Source organism: Kribbella sp. NPDC055110 (assembly GCF_053607525.1).
On sequence record NZ_JBSGTS010000006.1, the window covers coordinates 42,600 to 59,634 of the forward strand.

The following is a 17,035-nucleotide window of genomic DNA, read 5'->3' on the forward strand; positions in this document are numbered from 1 at the left end:
TAGTCGGACGCGTCAGCAGTTCAGAAATCGACGCGCCGACTCAGAAGTCGTCGAGCATGTACGCCGCGGGCCCGCCGAACACCGCGTTGAGCGCCGAGTCGGCGGGCGCGGCTCCCCCGGCAACCAGTCCGGCGCCGCGGAGGGTGGCCAGCGGCGTACCGGCGTACAGCGCGGCCAAGCCCCGAGGGCCGAGGCGGAGTGCGTCGTTGGACGGCTGCGTCGGGGTGAGGGTGGCGGAGCCGTTGCTGATCGAGAGGTGCCAGTCGCCGGTGTTCACGGGCAGTTCGGGGTCGTCGATCCGCAGGTCGGCTTCCAGTACGACGCCGTCCGGGAATCCTCGCCCTGCAAGGGCTGCCGGGGCGTCGACGAGCCGCAGCATCCACCGGTTCTGCCAGGACTGGCCGCGCGCCTCGTGCTCCACCATCAGGTGGATCGGGTCGAACGGCGGGCAGCATGCCTCCACCGTCTTCGCGATCGACGCACCCGAGCCGACGGTCGCCCACAGCGCGCGGGCCGTCTCCTCCGACCCGGCGACGAGCTCCTCGACCGCGAGGTTGCGGTCGTTCCACTTGTAGACGACGAAGCCGTCCTCGGCGACGTACGCGAAGTTGGCCTCGTCCTCCAGCCAGGACACGACCTCGGCACGCGGCCAGATCAACGGACCATTGGAGCGCCGCGCCTCATGTGTCTTCGAGGCGAGCTCCAGGAACAGGTCCGCGTCGGCAGGTCCCGCCTTGCGCACCGCCGTACCGCTGCCGCCCAGAGTCCGCAGGTCGGCGGCCTCGAAGGTGTACAGGTGCCGGCTGCCGGCGAACTCGTACCCGAGATGCCTGTACAGCACGGTCGTGGCCGGATACAGCGCTGTCAGCGGATAGCCCTTGTCCGCGCACAGTTTGAGTACGGCACGCATCAACAGGCTGCCGACCCCACGACCGCGGTACTCCGGTGCGACGACAACGCCGGCCACACCGCCCATCGGTACCCGTCGCCCGCCCCACCACTGCTCGTGCGGCCAGATCCGCGCCGCCGCGACCAGCTCGTCACCGTCGACCACGCCGACGTACCGCCCGTCGACGATGAACGACAGCGCGGTCTTCTTCCACTCGTCGCGGTCACCCCCCATCCCGAACGACCGCGTCCGCACCTGCCACACCGAGTCCAAGTGCTCCTCGGTAACCTCCACCACCCGCAGCTCAGTCACGCCGAGACTTTACTTCTTGTCAGTTACCCACAGGTGGATCGTGCCCTCGACGACCACGGTGCCGTCGTCACGCGTCGCCTTCACCTTCACCGGGACGTCAGGTCCCGCGGTCCAGGTGCCTGGATCGGTCTCTGCCGAACACGTCAGGTCCGATGTCGACTTGGCGAGGTACGAAACCTCCATCCCCTTCGGCAGCCACCGCTTGCCGGCCGGAACCGTCGCCTCCGCCAACGCCCCCATCGCCGCCTCCAACCCGTTGCACACGGCAATCGCATGCACGGTCCCGATGTGGTTCAGCACCGCCCGCCGCTTGGGCAACGTCAGCGCCGCGTAGTTCGGACTCACCTGCACGAACCGCGGCCGCACCGACCGGAAGTACGGCGCCTTCCAGGTGAACCCCCAAGAGAACACCCGCCCCCCACCCGGCACCCCACGCAACCGCTCCCACAACCCCAACAACTGACTCATCCCGACATGTTACTCACGAGTCACATACGGTGTGAAGAGGACACCGCCGAAAGGACACCGCTTCGCGGCGACAGCCTCATTGGCCGGCTCCGCCGGCACGCACGCGGTCCTACCGGGCTCCCGTACTCGGCGAACCAACCGCCCGCGCCTACGGTCACTGCTGGTGCTGCAACGCCTGCCGACGGCCAACACTGTCGCGGAACCACTTTCCGTCCGTGGTTGCACCGCGGGGCATCGCCCCCGCCGTTAGCATCCGCGCACCCGTTGACCACGCACATTCGCCGCCTACTCATTCCCCCAGTCGGGGCGCGCGAGGTCACCGTCATCAAGCCACTCGGCCCCGGCGTCGTCCCGATGCGGACCCCGGTGATACCCAAGGACGCATGGTTCATCGCTGCGAGGGTTCCGGCCGTCACAATCCAACTCCTGCGCCGAACGGAGCACCGGCCATTCCCGCGTCCGCTGCCTGGTCAGGTCCATTTCCCCGTCCTCCGATCACATCCATCGCTTGGATCGGCCAGGGCGACGGGGCAGAAGAACCGCACACCGCCCGGCGCACGCTCGGGGCTCACCCACCGCCCTGACCGTGCTCCAAATCTGCCGTCAGCAGCGCGTAGGAACCACCGAGACAGCCAGTGACCATTCACCTCAAATCTCCCCGCACAACGGGGAGGTTGTGACACCATGGAACGCATGAGCATCAACGCCGGCGCGCGTCCTGCGAAGGCGAGCAGTCTGCGTCAGGAGCGACGAGACTGGGCCAAAGAGCTGCGTGCCCAGGGATCAACATGGGTCGAGATCGCCGACGCCTTCGCCGATCGGTACGGCGTGAACACCCGGGTGGCCTTCCGCCTCGCTCACGACTGGAGTCAGCGCGACGCAGCCGACGAATGGAACCATCACTGGCCGGACGACCCGAAGACCTTCAAGAACTTCTCCTACTGGGAGCAGTGGCCTGCACCAACCGGCTACGCTCCGTCCCTCGACGTCCTCGCCCGCTTGGCCGAGCTCTACCAATGCGCCGTCGCCGACCTCGTCATCGACCTAGCCGACTACTCGAACCTCGACACTGCTCGAGCCACGAGCGGCGATCTCAACGGCCTCTGGCTTTCCCGGTACAGCTACTTCTCGACAGGCCGCGACGCGAATCTGCACGGCGAACACACGATCCGCCTGCACCACACCGGCAGCAGGCTCCATGGCGCCAACGATCCCGCCGACGGCGAGTCACGACTCACGCTCGATCTATCTGTCAGAGGAGCCATCGCCACCGGAACCTGGAAAGAGCGCACTGCACCCACCGGCTACTACCGCGGCGCGGTTTACCACGGCACCGTCCAATTGGTCGTCAGCCCGCACGCCCGAGGCATGAACGGCCGCTGGCTCGGCTTCGGCAAGAACTTCATCGTCAACTCCGGCGACTGGCACCTGGAGTGGCTGGAGGCCTGATCACCCGACGTCCGGCACGTCGCCGGACCCGCTGATCAACGCCGCGATCGTCGTGCCTCGCGGGAACGCGCCGAGCGAGACCAGGTCGAACAGCGCGTACATCATCTTCGCCTCGTACACCCAGTCCAGCCGCAGACCGTGCCGCGCCTCGAAGTCGTCGATGAACTCGTCGAGCTCAGGTGTCCGCTTCGCGTAGCCGCCGAAGTGGTAGTCGCATTCGAGCCGCCACGATCCGGTCCGCGCGCCGTACACCTGCTCCTGAAGCCGACCGATGTCGTCCTCCAGGAACGCGCCACCCTTCAGAACCGGAACCCCGATCACCAACTGATCGGGCCGCAGACCGGCAGCCACACCTGCGAGCGTCCCTCCGGTGCCAACGGCACAGACCACGACGTCAACGGACGCCTCCAGCTCCGCCGGCAACTCTGCGCATCCTCGGACCGCATCGGCGTTACTGCCGCCCTCAGGAATCAGGTAGAAGTCGCCGAACTCCTCGTGCAGCGCGTCGATCACAGCAGCCGAGGTCTTGGTTCGGTACGTCGTGCGATCGAGGTAGGTGAGCCGCATCCCGCGCGAGACGGCGTACCGCAGCGAAGGATTGAGCGGCAGATGCTCCTCACCACGAACCACCCCGATCGTGCCGAAGCCACACAAGTACCCGACCGCGGCGGTCGCCCGTAGGTGATTCGAGTACGCCCCACCGAATGTCAGCAGCGTCTCGAACCCCGCCTCCCGGGCAGTCGCGATGTTGTACTTCAGCTTCCGCCACTTGTTCCCAGGCACTTCCGGGTGAATCAGGTCGTCCCGCTTCAGGAGAACCCGCACGCCCGCGGCCCGCAACCGGTCGTCTCCGATCTCAACCACCGGTGACGGCAACCGAAGGTCCACGAGCAGCCCGTCCTCCACGCCGCCAGCATCGCATGGATCGGCCGCAACTTTTCGGGTTTTGGGGGCATCTCTCTAGATATCTGCGAGGGGGAGCGAGATGGTGAAACGTCGTACGGCGGCCGGCGCGGTGGTGGGTGTGCTGGTTGTACTTGTCGCTGGTTGCAAGGGATCCGATCCGGCAACCGACGACGCCATAGGGACCACGCCGACACCCACGGCTGCGTCCGTCACGCCGTCTCCGGTGGTGACGCCGCCCGCGCCATCTGCCAGTACGCCGGTGAGCAGTATCGCGGGCCTGTCCGCGACGAAGATCCTGGCCAAGACCCAGGCCGCCGCGAAGGCCGCGACCAGCGTGCGGATGAAGGGGTCGATGTCCGACCACGGTGACCGGATCGTGCTGGACATCAAGCTCAGCAAGGCCGGCGGTCAGGGCACGATGAGCATCAACGGCGCCGCCTTCTCGCTGATCGTCCTGGACCGGACGGCGTACCTGAAGATCAGCGACAAGTTCTGGCGCGCCCAGATCAAGCCGAAGGCCGACGCGGACGCCGTGATCGCACTGGTCGGCGGCCGCTGGATCAAGACGCCGCTGACCGACAAGGACCTCGGTGAGCTCGCCGCGTTCGCCAGCAAGCCGAAGTTCTTCGACACGCTGTTCGAGCCGACCGGCACGCTCCGCAAGACCGCGCCGCGCACCGTCGACGGTGTCTCCGCGATCGGTCTCCGCGACACCGACGGCACCCTGTGGGTCGACACCGCCACCGCACGCCCGGTCCGGCTCGAGTCGTCCGGGACCGACGTGCTGACCTTCACCGAGTACAACCAGGCCACAACGCCGAAGGCCCCTCCGTCCGACCAGGTGATCGACGGAAAGGCCCTCGGAATGTGAAGCGGGTCAGCCGACCTCGGCCATGATCTCGTCGGAGACATCGAAGTTCGCATAGACGTTCTGGACGTCGTCGCTGTCTTCGAGGGCGTCGATCAGGCGGAAGATCTTGCCGGCGCCCTCGGCGTCCAGCTCGACCGTCATCGACGGGACGAACTGCACGTCGGCGGAGTCGTAGTCGATGCCGGCGTCCTGCAGTGCGGCGCGGGCCGCGACCATGTCGGTGGCCTCGGTGATGACCTCCCAGGACTCGCCGAGATCGTTGACCTCGTCGGCGCCGGCCTCGAGCACGGCCTCCATCACGTCGTCCTCGGTCAGCGACCGGCCGTCCTGCTCCTTGGCGACGACGATCACGCCCTTGCGGTTGAACAGGTACGCGACCGAGTTCGGGTCGGCGAGCGATCCGCCGTTGCGCGTCATCGCCGTCCGGACGTCCGCGGCGGCCCGGTTCCGGTTGTCGGTGAGGCACTCGACCAGCATCGCCACGCCGTTCGGGCCGTAGCCCTCGTACATGATCGTCTGGTACTCCGCGCCGCCGGCCTCGGCACCGGAGCCGCGCTTGACCGCGCGGTCGATGTTGTCGTTCGGGACCGAGGTCTTCTTCGCCTTCTGGATGGCGTCGTACAGGGTCGGGTTCCCGCCGGGGTCACCACCGCCCATCCGGGCGGCCACCTCGATGTTCTTGATCAGCTTCGCGAAGAGCTTGCCGCGCCTCGCGTCGATGACGGCCTTCTTGTGCTTCGTGGTGGCCCACTTGGAGTGGCCTGACATGGCGAACCCAACCCTTCTACCGCTTGCAACGTCTCAGAGGCCGCGGACCAGCTCGGCGAAGTAGCCGTGCAGCCTGGCGTCCCCGGTCATCTCCGGATGGAACGACGTGGCCAGCAGCCGGTCGTGGCGAACCGCGACGATCCTACCCGCGGCAGGGCCCGACCTCACCGTCGAGAGTACCTCCACGTCCCGACCGACCCGCTCCACCCACGGTGCCCGGATGAACACAGCGTGGTACGGCGTGTCGAACGCAGCGAACTCGAGATCCGCCTCGAAGGAGTCGACCTGCCGCCCGAACGCGTTCCGCCGGACCGTCACGTCGAGCCCGCCGAGCGTCTCCTGGTCCGCGGTCCCGCCGGTGATCTCGTTCGCCAGCATGATCATCCCGGCACAGGTACCGAAGGTCGGCATCCCGTCCGCGATCCGCTTCTGCAGCGGCTCGAACAGGTCGAACGCCCGCGCCAGCTTGTCCATCGTGGTCGACTCACCACCGGGCAGCACCATCGCGTCGACCTGCTCCAGCTCGGACGGACGCCGTACGGCGCGCGCCTCGACACCGACCTCGCTCAGCATCGCCAGGTGCTCGCGCACGTTCCCCTGCAACGCGAAGACACCGATGACGGTCACAGAGTCACCCTCCGTTGCCAGTTGAGGGTGACCTCGATGCGGCCTTCGTCGAACACGGCCGGCAGGTCGTTCTGGCGCAACAGCCCGAGCACGTCCTCCAGCAGCGGCTCCTCCGGTGCGACGTTCGCGGTGTCGGGGTGCCAGAGCTTCAGCTCCAGCATCCCGAAGTCGACCGCGTGCCAGACGTCGGTGTCGGTGAAGAACACCAGCCCCTGCGGCCCCTCCGCCGCCTCCAGCGCCTGCCGAGCCGCGTGGTGGTCGGACGTGTACCGGATCACCACCAGCCCTCGGGACTCCAGCTCGGCCAGTACGGCGTCCAACCGTTCCGGATCGGTCGTCGCGGGCCAGGTGGAGGCGTCCTCGTTGAGGTCCATGACCGCCTCGCCGATCAGCAGCGGTACCAGGGCGGCCGCGTCCACCGACGGCGCGTCCTCCGAGACGGCCTCGGTCAGCGCAGCCGTGATCGCCGCGTGGTCGGCGTACCCGGACCGCACCAGGACACGGGCCAGGCCGCGCAGCTCCCGGGCGGTCCGCTCGTCCACGGACTGCAGGCTGTTGCTCACCAGCCGCGCTCGGCGAGCCGGTGCGGCTGCGGGATCTCGTCGACGTTGATGCCGACCATCGCCTCGCCCAGACCGCGGGAGACCTTCGCGATCACGTCGGGGTCGTCGTGGAACGTGGTGGCCTTGACGATCGCCTCCGCACGCTGCGCCGGGTTGCCCGACTTGAAGATGCCGGAGCCGACGAACACGCCCTCGGCGCCGAGCTGCATCATCATCGCGGCGTCGGCCGGGGTGGCGATCCCGCCGGCGGTGAACAGTACGACGGGAAGCTTGCCCAGTGCGGCGACCTCCTTGACCAGCTCGTACGGCGCCTGCAGCTCCTTCGCCGCGACGTACAGCTCGTCCTCCGGGAGATTCTGCAGCTTGCGGATCTCCTGGCGGATCTGACGCATGTGGGTGGTCGCGTTGGACACGTCACCAGTGCCGGCCTCGCCCTTGGAGCGGATCATCGCCGCGCCCTCGGTGATCCGGCGCAGCGCCTCGCCCAGGTTGGTCGCGCCGCAGACGAACGGCACCGTGAACTGCCACTTGTCGATGTGGTTCGCGTAGTCGGCCGGGGTCAGCACCTCGGACTCGTCGATGTAGTCCACCCCGAGGCTCTGCAGCACCTGGGCCTCGACGAAGTGACCGATCCGGGCCTTGGCCATCACCGGGATCGACACCGCGCCGATGATCGAGTCGATCATGTCCGGGTCGCTCATCCGGGAGACGCCGCCCTGGGCGCGGATATCGGCCGGGACCCGCTCGAGCGCCATCACGGCGACCGCGCCGGCGTCCTCGGCGATCTTGGCCTGCTCGGCGGTGACGACGTCCATGATCACGCCGCCCTTGAGCATCTCCGCCATTCCGCGCTTCACCTTGGCGGTACCGGTCTGGTTCTCGGTCACTACATCCTCCTGGTCGTGGGCCTCAGCTCAAGATTAGGAGGTGGCGGGCAGCTATCTTCAGTCCACTCCGAATCAAGTGGACTGAAGCACCTCGTCCAGCCGGGCAACCACGAGCCGCAGCGTCGCCGGCGGGGCGGTGAACGGGATCCGGATGTGCCGACGGTCGGTCGCGTCCGGCGTGAACAGGTCACCGGCGCCCAGCAGCAGCCCCTGCTCGCGGGCCGCCTCCAGCACGCGGCGGGCCCTCGTCTCGGTCAGCTCGAGCCACAGCGTCATACCGCCGGTCGGTGTTGGCCAGGCCACACCGTCGAGCGTCCGGAGTCCGGTCTCCAGAGCGTTCAGGTTGGCGCGCAGCCGGGTCCTGCGGCGGCCGATCACCTTGTCGAGCTTCGGCACGATCGCCCGGGCTAGGAGGTCGTCCAGCGCGCTCGGCGACGCCACACTGAGCTGTGCTGCGGTGTTGATCCGCCTACGCAACTGCTTGCCGGTACGCACCCAGCCGACGCGCAGCCCGCCCCACACCGTCTTCGACAGCGAGCCAACGCTCACGGTGCGCGGGTAGCGGCTCAGTGGTTCCGCCTGCTCGCCACTGGCCAACCACAGTGGCCGCATCGTCTCGTCACTGATCAGCGCAGCGCCGTACCTGCGTGCTATCTCGACGACTGCCTGGCGCCGGTCGGCGGGCAGGCTGAGGCCGGTCGGGTTGTGGTTGTCGGCCTGCAGGTAGATGACCTTCGGGCGGTGGCGCCGGCAGAGGTGAGCGAGCTGGTCGGTGTCCCAGACGCCTGCGGGCCAGCCAGCTACGTCCAGGCGGTGTTTGCGGAGCAGGTCGAAGGCAGCCGGGTACGTCGGGGTCTCGGTGATCGCGACGCCCGGTCCGAGGTCCAGCCCGGCCAGTGCGGCGTTCAGACCGGCTGCTGCGCCGACGGTGAGCGTCAACTGCTCCGGCTCGGTCGGCACGCCCTCTGCGGTGAGACGCTCGGCCAGCGCTGCTCTGAGCTCAGGTGATCCACCTGGTGGCGGTCCGTCACCTCCCATGGCCTGTGGCAGCCCGTCCTGGACGATCTGTGCGGCTGCTTCAGCCACGTCATGCGGCGCGGCCGTCGTGGCGAACCGCAGGTCGAGCACCGGCCGGTCCCCCGCCGTCACAGTCGACGCCGGCGCCACAGGGTCCAGGAGCCGGTCCAGCGGCCGCACTACGGTGCCGGAGCCACGCTTGGTCTCCAGTACGCCGTCACGCCGCAGGTTCTCCAGCGCGCGTACGACGGTCACGCGGCTCACCCCGAGCCGCTCCGCCAGCACCCGCTCCGACGGCAACCGCGACCCGATCGACAGGTCGCCCCGCTCGATCCGCCGCAGCACGAGCCCCTCGACCTGCTCGGTCTTGGTCCCGTCCGCCGCCTCCAACTCCCCCGCCCGCCACATAAGTCCAGTCTCCCACAACTGGCCTGATCCGCGCCTCATCCCCCGGCTCCGGCCGACTTTGTGCACGGAATCCGCGGCGCGCGACTCCCGACGTACGGATCCGGTGCACAAAGTCGCGTGATCGAACTGTCGGTGGCGGGTGTGAGGATGGGGCCGTGGATGAGCGGTGGCTGGTTGGTGCGGAGGAGGGTGGCGGGGCGATGCTCGTTGCCCTGCATCCGGACGGGCAGCCGGCCGGGGAGATTGTGCGCGAGCCGGACCTGGCTGCTGCCGTGGCGTCGCGGCCGTCGGTCACGCGGTGGGTGTGGCGTTCGTCGACCGAGATCTATCCGCGTTTGCTGGCCGCCGGTGTGCGGGTCGAGCGGTGCTACGACATCGAGAACACCGAGGGCCTGCTCCTCGGTCACGAGGGCCGGCTCGGCGAGCCACGGTCCGCGGCCGCCGCGTGGGCGCGTTTGAGCGGCCGGCCGGTCCCAGCTGATCCGCCGCTGCGCGCCGTCGTACCGGGTGAGCAGTCGTCGTTGTTCGAGATCGCCGTCGAGCCGATCCCGTTCGAGGCGTTGCTCAGGGTGTACGCCGACCAGCTCCGACGGCACGATCTGGCCGAGTACCCGGACCGGATGCGGTTGCTCACGGCATCGGAATCGTCCGCGATGCTCGTTGCGGCAGAGATGGATCTGGCCGGGTTGCCGTGGAGCGCCGATGCGCATCGGCAACTGCTGCGCGAACTGCTCGGTGAACGGTTCGCCGGTTCGGGCGAGCCGCGGCGGCTGACCGAGCTCGCGGACGAGATCTCCGCGGCGTTCGGGCATCGCGTGCGGCCCGAGCTGCCGGCCGACGTACTGAAGGCGTTCAAGCAGGCCGGGCACCAGGTGAAGTCGACGCGGAAGTGGGAGCTCGAGCAGATCGATCATCCGGCGGTGGCGCCGCTGCTCGAGTACAAGACGCTCTATCGGATCTACACCGCGAACGGGTGGAGCTGGCTGAACGACTGGGTCCACGACGGTCGGTTCCGGCCTGGGTTCCTCCCGGGCGGCACTGTGTCCGGGCGCTGGATCACCAACGGTGGCGGCGGTTTGCAGATCCCGAAGGTGATCCGTCGCGCGGTGGTCGCGGACCCCGGCTGGCGGCTCGTCGTCGCCGACGCGTCGCAGCTCGAGCCTCGGGTGCTCGCCGCGATCTCCCGCGACCGCGCGCTGATGGAGGTCGCGAGTGACCCCGGGGATCTCTACAAAGCCGTGTCGGACCAGGCGTTCTCGGGCGACCGCGCGCAGGCGAAGATCGCCGTACTGGGTGCGATCTACGGGCAGACGTCCGGCGACGGCCTCAAGAACCTCGCCATGCTGCGCAAACGATTCCCGCAAGCAGTCGCGTACGTCGACGACGCGGCCCGCGCGGGCGAGGAAGGCCGACTGGTCCGCACGTACCTCGGCCGCACCTGCCCGCCCACCGGGCACCCGCTGGACGAGGCAATGCTCGAAGGCCCACCCGCCGACATCCCCGCCACGGACCCCCGCCACGCCCGCGCCCGAGGCCGCTTCACCAGAAACTTCGTCGTCCAAGGCAGCGCGGCCGACTGGGCGCTCCTCCTGCTGGCCGCCCTTCGCCAGTCCCTGGCACCCCTCAAGGCCGAACTCGTCTTCCACCAACACGACGAGGTCATCGTCCACTGCCCCGCGGAAGAAGCCGACCAAGTCACCGAAGCCATCCAGCAAGCCAGCAACCTCGCCGGCACCCTGACCTTCGGCCCCACCCCTACCAACTTCGCCTTCAGTACCGCGATCGTGGAAATCTACGCGGACGCCAAATAGACCAATTCAGTCGACCTTTTTACACATGACAGCAGCGCGGTTCGCAAATTTCTAACATCCAGCCTCGGAAGAAGGCTAATGCTGCGGGCCGAGGTCGCGAGAAAGCTGAATCATCGCTGCGCGGTGGACAACGGCGGCACCCCGTCAGGCCGGCACCAGAAGGCACCCTGACCAGCGCGGAGTCTGACCCTCCAGGCGGTCGGAGCGTCACCAAGTGGTCTACTTCGTAGGAGTTCCCGAAGGCTTCTTCGGTGACCGACCGGCATGTTGCCGGCGGCCACCATACGACCGTCCGGGGTCATCCGACGGGGAATTGAGCAACGATCAAAACGTTCATCATTGACCCCTTTTCGGTTGTACGTTCGAGGACATCGGTCTTCAACTACGGAAAGAAAATGGTGGCGTTATGGGATTTGGCAAGAAGGAGCCGAAGCAGACCCGCAAGGAGAAGAAGGACGCAAAGGCCGTCGATGAACTGAAGGGCAAGATGGCGAACGGCGGCGTGATGTCCGGGCGCAAGGCCGCCCGCGCGGTTCGCGCGATCAACAACGGCCGCGGCTGACCAGTCAGGCACCTTCCTCGCCCCGCCCAGGGTCTTCCGGGTGGCGTCCGCGTCACTCGGGACCTGGGTGGTCGTCCGGCCTGACGGGTTCGCGTCAGGCCAGTTCGGACGGGAGGCCGAAGCGGGTGAATTCCGTGGTCTCGAAAGCGGTGATCTCGGCGATCAGGCCGTGCTCCATGCGGAAGATGTCGAGGGCGAAGAGGTTGTACGTTGCCCCGCCCGACGGCTTGAGGTAGGCGGCCAGAGTGGGTTGGCGGTTGACGGTGGTGGGGATGAATTGCCAATAGCCGCGGTAGTCCGAGGTGAGATTGGGTGTGAGGGAGCGAATTGCGTCCTCGACACCTGAGAACCAGAACGGGTACGGCGGCATGGTGATGCGGATGTCTTCGTGCATCAGGGTGGCCAGGGCGGCGGGGTCGGCGTTGTCCCAGGCAGTGAGGTAGCGGTCGAGGAGTTTACGTTCGTCCTCGGTCGTGTCCCGGGCCGACCATTCGGAGCGGTGTGGTGGTAGGTGCTCGCGGAGGACCGGGCGGGCGCGTTGCAGGGCGGAGTTGACGGCTGCAACGGACAGGTCGACAGCGGCTGCGGTCTCACGGGCGGACCAGCCCAGGACGTCGCGGAAGATCAGGACGGCGCGCTGCCGCGGAGGCAGGTGCTGGATGGCGATCAGGAACGCCAACTCGATCGTCTCCCGGCGGATCGCGACCACATCCGGCTCCTCGGCCCGGTCCAGCAGTACGTCGGGAAACGGCTGCAGCCACGGCACGTCCTCCCGCGCCGGAAGGGCTGTGGCGGGAAACGAGGCCGGCTCCAACTGGTACGGCAACACGCGTCGAGGCCGCCGTACGTCGATGCACGCGTTCGTCGCGATCCGGTACAGCCAGGCCCGCACCGAGGATCGTCCCTCGAACTCGTCGAAGGCACGCCACGCGCGCAGGAACGTTTCCTGGACCAGGTCCTCGGCCTCGTCGTACGACCCGAGCATCCGATAACAGTGCACCCGCAGCTCGTGCCGGTACCGCTCGACGTCCTCCTCGAAGCTGCTCATCGTCCGTCCTCGAGCTCGATCGTGGTGGGCATCGGCGCGCGGCCGGCCAGGCGGAACCAGGTCACCAGCCGCCGCTGCCGCAGGTCGCGGGTCGACACGACGACATCGTTGTGGAAGCGGCGGGCCAGCTGGACGCGGCGCATCGCGAGGCTCAGTTCACCCGCCCACGGTTCGATGTCGGTGCCGGTGGCATGGATCGCGCGGGTGAGGGCCGACTCGGCCTGTTCGCGAAGCTCGATCCCGTCCAACGAGGCGGCCCGCGCACGATGGGCCGCGTCAAGCAGCAGCAGCGCGGACGCCGGGTCGAGGATGTCGCTGCCGGCCAGCTCCGCGACCAGCGCGGAACGTCGCGCCAGCTCGGTCTCCAGCGACGCGCGGGCGAGATCCACGCGGTGATGCAGCCGGTCGAGCCGACCAGCCGTCCAGCTCGCGTAGGCGCCGAACAGCAGCAGCACCGTGCCCACCGCGAGCAGCACCCCGGAAATCTCCACAGCCCCATTCGATCACCCGGTGAGCCGCAAGGCGCATCCCACCAGCCGATCGCTGCGGCCCACTTTGAGCACCCACCAACCATCTCAAGCCCCGCAGAATGATTGGTGGGTGCTCAAAGATGGTGTGGAGGGAGGGTGGGCGCTTACGGAGCGGTGACGGAGGGGGCGGATCGGCGATCGGTGGGTTGGGGCGGCACTAGCGTCGGGCGTATGGCTGATATCGGCGTGATCGGCGGGTCCGGGTTCTACTCGTTTCTGTCCGGCGCGGAGACGATCGAGATCGACACCCCGTACGGCGCACCCAGCGAGCCTCCGCTCGTCGGTGACCTGGACGGGCGCGAGGTCGCGTTCATCCCGCGGCACGGTGCGGACCACCGGTTTCCGCCGCATCGCGTGAACTACCGCGCGAATCTGTGGGCGCTGCGCGAGCTCGGCGTCCGCCAGGTGCTCGGCCCCTGCGCGGTCGGATCGCTCAAACCTGAGCTGACGCCCGGCACGTTCGTGGTACCCGACCAGTACGTCGATCGCACGTGGGGACGGCAGCACACGGTGTACGACGAGGCGCCGGTGATCCACACCTCCGCCGCCGACCCGTACTGCCCGGTCGGCCGCGCCACGGTGATTGCCACCGGCAACGTCGTACCCGAGGGCACGATGGTGGTGATCAACGGACCAAGGTTCTCGACCCGCGCCGAGTCGCAATGGCACGCGGCGCAGGGCTGGTCGGTTGTCGGGATGACCGGCGCACCCGAGGCAGCGATCGCACGTGAACTCGCGCTCTGCTACACGTCGATCGCCGTCGTCACCGACCACGACGCGGGCGTGGAGACCGGCACCGGTGTCACCCAGGCCGAGGTGTTCGAGGCCTTCAAGGACAGCATCGAACGCCTCCGCGAGCTCCTGCGAAACGTGATCGCGCAACTCCCCAAGCCCGACACCGACTGCAGCTGCCGCCACTCCCTGGATGTCGCATGAAGGTCCTGCTGACGGGCGGGGCCGGCTTCATCGGTACCCACGTCCACGACCAACTACTTGCCGAGGGCCACGAAGTCACCGTTCTCGACTCGTTCCGCCCGGACGTGCACGCCGCACGGCCTGCGAGCCGGCCGGGCCTGATCATCGGCGATGTCCGCGACGCGGACACCGTGACCAGGGCGTCGGACGGTATCGACACCGTCATCCACCTGGCCGCGAAGGTCGGTCTCGGCGTGCATCTCGACGACATCGACGACTACGTCTCCTCCAACAGCCTCGGTACGGCGGTCCTCCTGAAGTCGCTCGGCAACGTCCGGAACGTCGTCTACGCCAGCTCGATGGTCGTGTACGGCGAGGGCCGCTACGACTGCGACGACCACGGACAGGTCGCCCCGGGACCCCGGCGTACCGAGGACCTCGAGCAAGGCCGCTTCGAGCCGCCCTGCCCGCGCTGCGGCGCCCCGCTGCGGCCTGGTCTCGTCACCGAGGACGCCGCGCTGGATCCGCGGAACGCCTACGCGGCCAGCAAGCTCAACGGCGAGCATCTCGCCGCCACGTGGGCGCGCGAGACGGACGGCCGGGTGACGGCATTGCGCTTCCACAACGTGTACGGCCCCGGTATGCCGCGCAATACGCCGTACGCCGGAGTTGCCGCGATCTTCCGCTCCGCCCTCGAACGTGGGAAGACACCGCGTGTCTTCGAGGACGGCCGCCAACGCCGCGATTTCGTGCATGTCCGCGACGTCGCGGCCGCGGTCACACTGTCGGCGTCCGCGCTCCCCGACCAGCCACCGTTCGCGGCGTACAACGTCGGCAGCGGCACCGTCACCACGATCGGCGAGGTCGCCGCCGAGCTGGCCCGCGCGTACGGCGGCGAGCCGCCCGTCGTCACCGGCGAGTACCGCCTCGGCGACGTCCGGCACATCACCGCCTCGTCCGACCGCCTGAAGAACGAGCTGGGCTGGAAGCCGACCTACGACCTGCGGTCCGGCGTCGAGGACCTCCTCAGCTCGGACTGACGGGTCTGCAGCCGGACCTCCGCCACTCAGTAACCCCCGGACCAGCCGCTCAGGACTCCGCGCCTGAGCGCTAGATCCACCCGTTGGTGAGTGGCGGGCGTCCGCCCTAGCTGTGGGTGTGGGCCGGCACCGGGGGGAGGTCGATCTCGAACGCGCAGCCGCCGTCGACGTTGCTGACGGCAATCTTCCCGTCGTGGGACTCGACCACACCACGCGCGATCGCCAGCCCCAGACCGCCGCCACCCGCGTCGGGCGTGCGCTGCTCGTCGCCCCGCCAGCCGACATCGAAGACGCGTTCCAGATCGTCCGCCGGAATCCCACCGCACCCGTCGGTCACCGCGAGCCGGACCCGCCCGTCGAGCTCGCGATCGACCGTCAGCGTCACCGTCCCGCCCGCCGACGTGTGGCGGATCGCGTTCCCGACGAGGTTGGTGACCGCGCGCGTCAACTCGTCCGGATCCCCTTGTACGGCGAGCCGATCGTCGTCACCAGGTGTCGAAACTGCCAGCTGGACGCCTTCCGCCCGCGCATGCTCGTTGTTCTCCCCCGCGACGTCCTCGGCCAGCTCCCGCAGACTCACCGCCGACCGTCGACGCGGCGGCGGCGCCGTCGACAACCGCGACAACTCGAACAGGTCGTCCACCAGCCCGGTCATCCGATCGACCGTCGAACGCATCTGCCGCAACGCCCCCGGTACGTCGTCGATCACGCCGTCCTCGAGCCCCTCCGACACCGCCCGCAACCCGGCCAGCGGCGTCCGCAGGTCATGCGACATGAACGCCACCAGCTCCCGCCGGCTCGTCTCCAACGCCCGCTCCCGCGCATGTGATGCGGCGAGCCGCTTGCGCGTCATCTCCAGCTCGTTCGTCAGCTCGGCCAGCTCCGCGGGGACCGCGCCGGCAGCAGCTTCTGTCGGCTCGTACGACGTACCGAGATGACGCAACCGCCGTCCGACGTCCCGCGATCCCACGCTGATCCAGTGGCCGAGCAGCACCGACATCGCCAGCCCGAGCAGCGCCGCGAACGCCAACGTCCACAGCACCACCCACGAGTCGTGCTCGGAGATGAACATCGCCCGCACGCTCTGCAGCACGGCCGCCAGCGCGCCCGCCATCGGCGCCAGCGCGGCCACGATCATCGTGATCCGCAACGACCGCCGCCGGAACCGCCACAACACGACTGCGCCGACCGCCGCCACCACGAGCGTCCACAGCGTGGTGAGCGCCAGGATCGTCGCCATGTCTTTGTTCATCAGGCGTCACCGGCGAACAGGTACCCGGTCCGCGGAACGGTCAGCACGAGTTTCGGGTCGGACGGATCCGCCTCGATCTTCTCCCGCAACCGCCGTACGTGCACGGTGACCGTCGACGAGTCGCCGAAGTCCCAGCCCCACACGCGGCGCAGCAGCTCGGCCTTCGTGTACGCCTTGCCCGCATGCGACACCAGGTACGCCAGCAGGTCGAACTCCCGGTGCGTCAGCGACAGTTCGTTCTCGCCGAGGTACGCGCGCCGCGCCGCCGTGTCGACCATCACCGGCCCCGCGCTCAACTTGGTCGGCGTCAGATCGAGCCCGGCCAGGCGCTCCTCCCGTCGTACCATCGCCTGCACCCGCAGCGTCAGTTCCCGCGGGCTGAACGGCTTGACCACGTAGTCGTCCGCACCGACCTCGAGCCCGACCAGCCGGTCCTCCTCCTCGCCGCGCGCGGACAGCATGATCACCGCGGCGCCGTCGTCGGCCGCGCGCATCCGGCGCAGCACCTCGAGTCCGGACAGCCCGGGCAGCATCACGTCCAGTACGACGACCGACGGCTTCCACTGCTGCCACACCTCGACCGCCGAGGCGCCGTCCGCGACCACGCGGGCGTCGTACCCGGCCTTGGTCAGGTACGCCGAAACGACGTTCGACACGGTCGGGTCGTCGTCCACCACAAGAACACGAGTAGCCACGCTCAGAGCGTAGATCC

General features: G+C 68.5%; 18 protein-coding genes. 6 read left to right on the forward strand and 12 right to left on the reverse strand.

Features of this window, described 5'->3' with window-relative positions; genetic code table 11:
* Positions 1 to 40: 40 nt before the first annotated feature.
* On the reverse strand, positions 41 to 1,201 hold the full coding sequence (locus ACWF0M_RS11660; protein ID WP_452235575.1) for a GNAT family N-acetyltransferase: 1,161 nt from the start codon (positions 1,199 to 1,201) through the stop codon (positions 41 to 43).
* A 9-nt stretch (positions 1,202 to 1,210) separates the two neighbouring features.
* On the reverse strand, positions 1,211 to 1,669 hold the full coding sequence (locus ACWF0M_RS11665; protein ID WP_452235576.1) for a hotdog fold domain-containing protein: 459 nt from the start codon (positions 1,667 to 1,669) through the stop codon (positions 1,211 to 1,213).
* A gap of 693 nt (positions 1,670 to 2,362) precedes the next feature.
* Between ACWF0M_RS11665 and ACWF0M_RS11670 the strand changes: the two genes are divergently transcribed.
* Positions 2,363 to 3,118: a hypothetical protein gene (locus ACWF0M_RS11670; protein ID WP_452235577.1), complete on the forward strand. Its 756-nt coding sequence runs from the start codon at positions 2,363 to 2,365 to the stop codon at positions 3,116 to 3,118.
* On the opposite strand, the gene ACWF0M_RS11675 is transcribed toward ACWF0M_RS11670, so the two are convergent.
* Entirely contained in the window at positions 3,119 to 4,024 is a 906-nt protein-coding gene (locus ACWF0M_RS11675) for a 1-aminocyclopropane-1-carboxylate deaminase/D-cysteine desulfhydrase (RefSeq protein ID WP_452235578.1), read from the reverse strand.
* An 82-nt stretch (positions 4,025 to 4,106) separates the two neighbouring features.
* On the opposite strand from ACWF0M_RS11675, the gene ACWF0M_RS11680 reads away from it, so the two are divergent.
* A complete protein-coding gene (locus ACWF0M_RS11680) occupies positions 4,107 to 4,895 on the forward strand; it encodes a hypothetical protein (protein WP_452235579.1) in 789 nt (262 codons plus the stop codon).
* A gap of 6 nt (positions 4,896 to 4,901) precedes the next feature.
* Here ACWF0M_RS11680 and ACWF0M_RS11685 read toward each other — a convergent pair whose 3' ends face one another.
* The 5 genes from ACWF0M_RS11685 to ACWF0M_RS11705 all read right to left on the reverse strand — a co-directional run bounded on the left by ACWF0M_RS11685 (position 4,902) and on the right by ACWF0M_RS11705 (position 9,165).
* Positions 4,902 to 5,663 (reverse strand): YebC/PmpR family DNA-binding transcriptional regulator, encoded by a 762-nt coding sequence (locus tag ACWF0M_RS11685; protein ID WP_452235580.1) that lies wholly within the window; start codon positions 5,661 to 5,663, stop codon positions 4,902 to 4,904.
* Positions 5,664 to 5,696: 33 nt separating this feature from the next.
* Entirely contained in the window at positions 5,697 to 6,290 is a 594-nt protein-coding gene (gene pdxT, locus ACWF0M_RS11690) for a pyridoxal 5'-phosphate synthase glutaminase subunit PdxT (RefSeq protein ID WP_452235581.1), read from the reverse strand.
* Positions 6,287 to 6,832 carry a DUF6891 domain-containing protein gene (locus tag ACWF0M_RS11695; protein WP_452235582.1) on the reverse strand — a complete coding sequence of 182 codons (546 nt, stop codon included), beginning with the start codon at positions 6,830 to 6,832 and terminating at the stop codon, positions 6,287 to 6,289. Before ACWF0M_RS11695 ends, pdxT begins: the two co-directional genes overlap by 4 nt.
* Positions 6,833 to 6,849: 17 nt before the next feature.
* Positions 6,850 to 7,740: a pyridoxal 5'-phosphate synthase lyase subunit PdxS gene (gene pdxS / locus ACWF0M_RS11700; protein ID WP_131293803.1), complete on the reverse strand. Its 891-nt coding sequence runs from the start codon at positions 7,738 to 7,740 to the stop codon at positions 6,850 to 6,852.
* Between the two features lie 72 nt (positions 7,741 to 7,812).
* The gene (locus tag ACWF0M_RS11705) at positions 7,813 to 9,165 is read right to left on the reverse strand and encodes an aminotransferase-like domain-containing protein (protein ID WP_452235583.1); all 1,353 of its coding nucleotides are present in this window, start codon (positions 9,163 to 9,165) and stop codon (positions 7,813 to 7,815) included.
* Between the two features lie 155 nt (positions 9,166 to 9,320).
* Between ACWF0M_RS11705 and ACWF0M_RS11710 the strand changes: the two genes are divergently transcribed.
* Both ACWF0M_RS11710 and ACWF0M_RS11715 read left to right on the forward strand, forming a co-directional pair.
* A complete protein-coding gene (locus tag ACWF0M_RS11710) occupies positions 9,321 to 10,976 on the forward strand; it encodes a bifunctional 3'-5' exonuclease/DNA polymerase (protein ID WP_452235584.1) in 1,656 nt (551 codons plus the stop codon).
* Between the two features lie 406 nt (positions 10,977 to 11,382).
* Positions 11,383 to 11,538 (forward strand): hypothetical protein, encoded by a 156-nt coding sequence (locus ACWF0M_RS11715; RefSeq protein ID WP_452235585.1) that lies wholly within the window; start codon positions 11,383 to 11,385, stop codon positions 11,536 to 11,538.
* A gap of 94 nt (positions 11,539 to 11,632) precedes the next feature.
* Here ACWF0M_RS11715 and ACWF0M_RS11720 read toward each other — a convergent pair whose 3' ends face one another.
* Both ACWF0M_RS11720 and ACWF0M_RS11725 read right to left on the reverse strand, forming a co-directional pair.
* Positions 11,633 to 12,586, reverse strand: a complete 954-nt coding sequence (locus ACWF0M_RS11720) for an RNA polymerase subunit sigma-70 (protein WP_452235586.1) — start codon at positions 12,584 to 12,586, stop codon at positions 11,633 to 11,635.
* Positions 12,583 to 13,077: a hypothetical protein gene (locus ACWF0M_RS11725; protein ID WP_452235587.1), complete on the reverse strand. Its 495-nt coding sequence runs from the start codon at positions 13,075 to 13,077 to the stop codon at positions 12,583 to 12,585. The genes ACWF0M_RS11720 and ACWF0M_RS11725 overlap by 4 nt, the downstream gene beginning before the upstream one ends.
* Before the next feature lie 210 nt (positions 13,078 to 13,287).
* Here ACWF0M_RS11725 and ACWF0M_RS11730 point away from each other — a divergent pair, with 210 nt between their 5' ends.
* Together ACWF0M_RS11730 and ACWF0M_RS11735 are read left to right on the forward strand one after the other, a co-directional pair.
* Positions 13,288 to 14,052 carry an S-methyl-5'-thioadenosine phosphorylase gene (locus ACWF0M_RS11730; RefSeq protein ID WP_452235588.1) on the forward strand — a complete coding sequence of 255 codons (765 nt, stop codon included), beginning with the start codon at positions 13,288 to 13,290 and terminating at the stop codon, positions 14,050 to 14,052.
* Entirely contained in the window at positions 14,049 to 15,071 is a 1,023-nt protein-coding gene (locus ACWF0M_RS11735) for an NAD-dependent epimerase/dehydratase family protein (RefSeq protein ID WP_452235589.1), read from the forward strand. Before ACWF0M_RS11730 ends, ACWF0M_RS11735 begins: the two co-directional genes overlap by 4 nt.
* A 106-nt stretch (positions 15,072 to 15,177) precedes the next feature.
* Here ACWF0M_RS11735 and ACWF0M_RS11740 read toward each other — a convergent pair whose 3' ends face one another.
* Positions 15,178 to 16,323: a sensor histidine kinase gene (locus ACWF0M_RS11740; protein WP_452235590.1), complete on the reverse strand. Its 1,146-nt coding sequence runs from the start codon at positions 16,321 to 16,323 to the stop codon at positions 15,178 to 15,180.
* Positions 16,323 to 17,018: a response regulator transcription factor gene (locus tag ACWF0M_RS11745; RefSeq protein ID WP_452235591.1), complete on the reverse strand. Its 696-nt coding sequence runs from the start codon at positions 17,016 to 17,018 to the stop codon at positions 16,323 to 16,325. The genes ACWF0M_RS11740 and ACWF0M_RS11745 overlap by 1 nt, the downstream gene beginning before the upstream one ends.
* Positions 17,019 to 17,035: the final 17 nt, after the last annotated feature.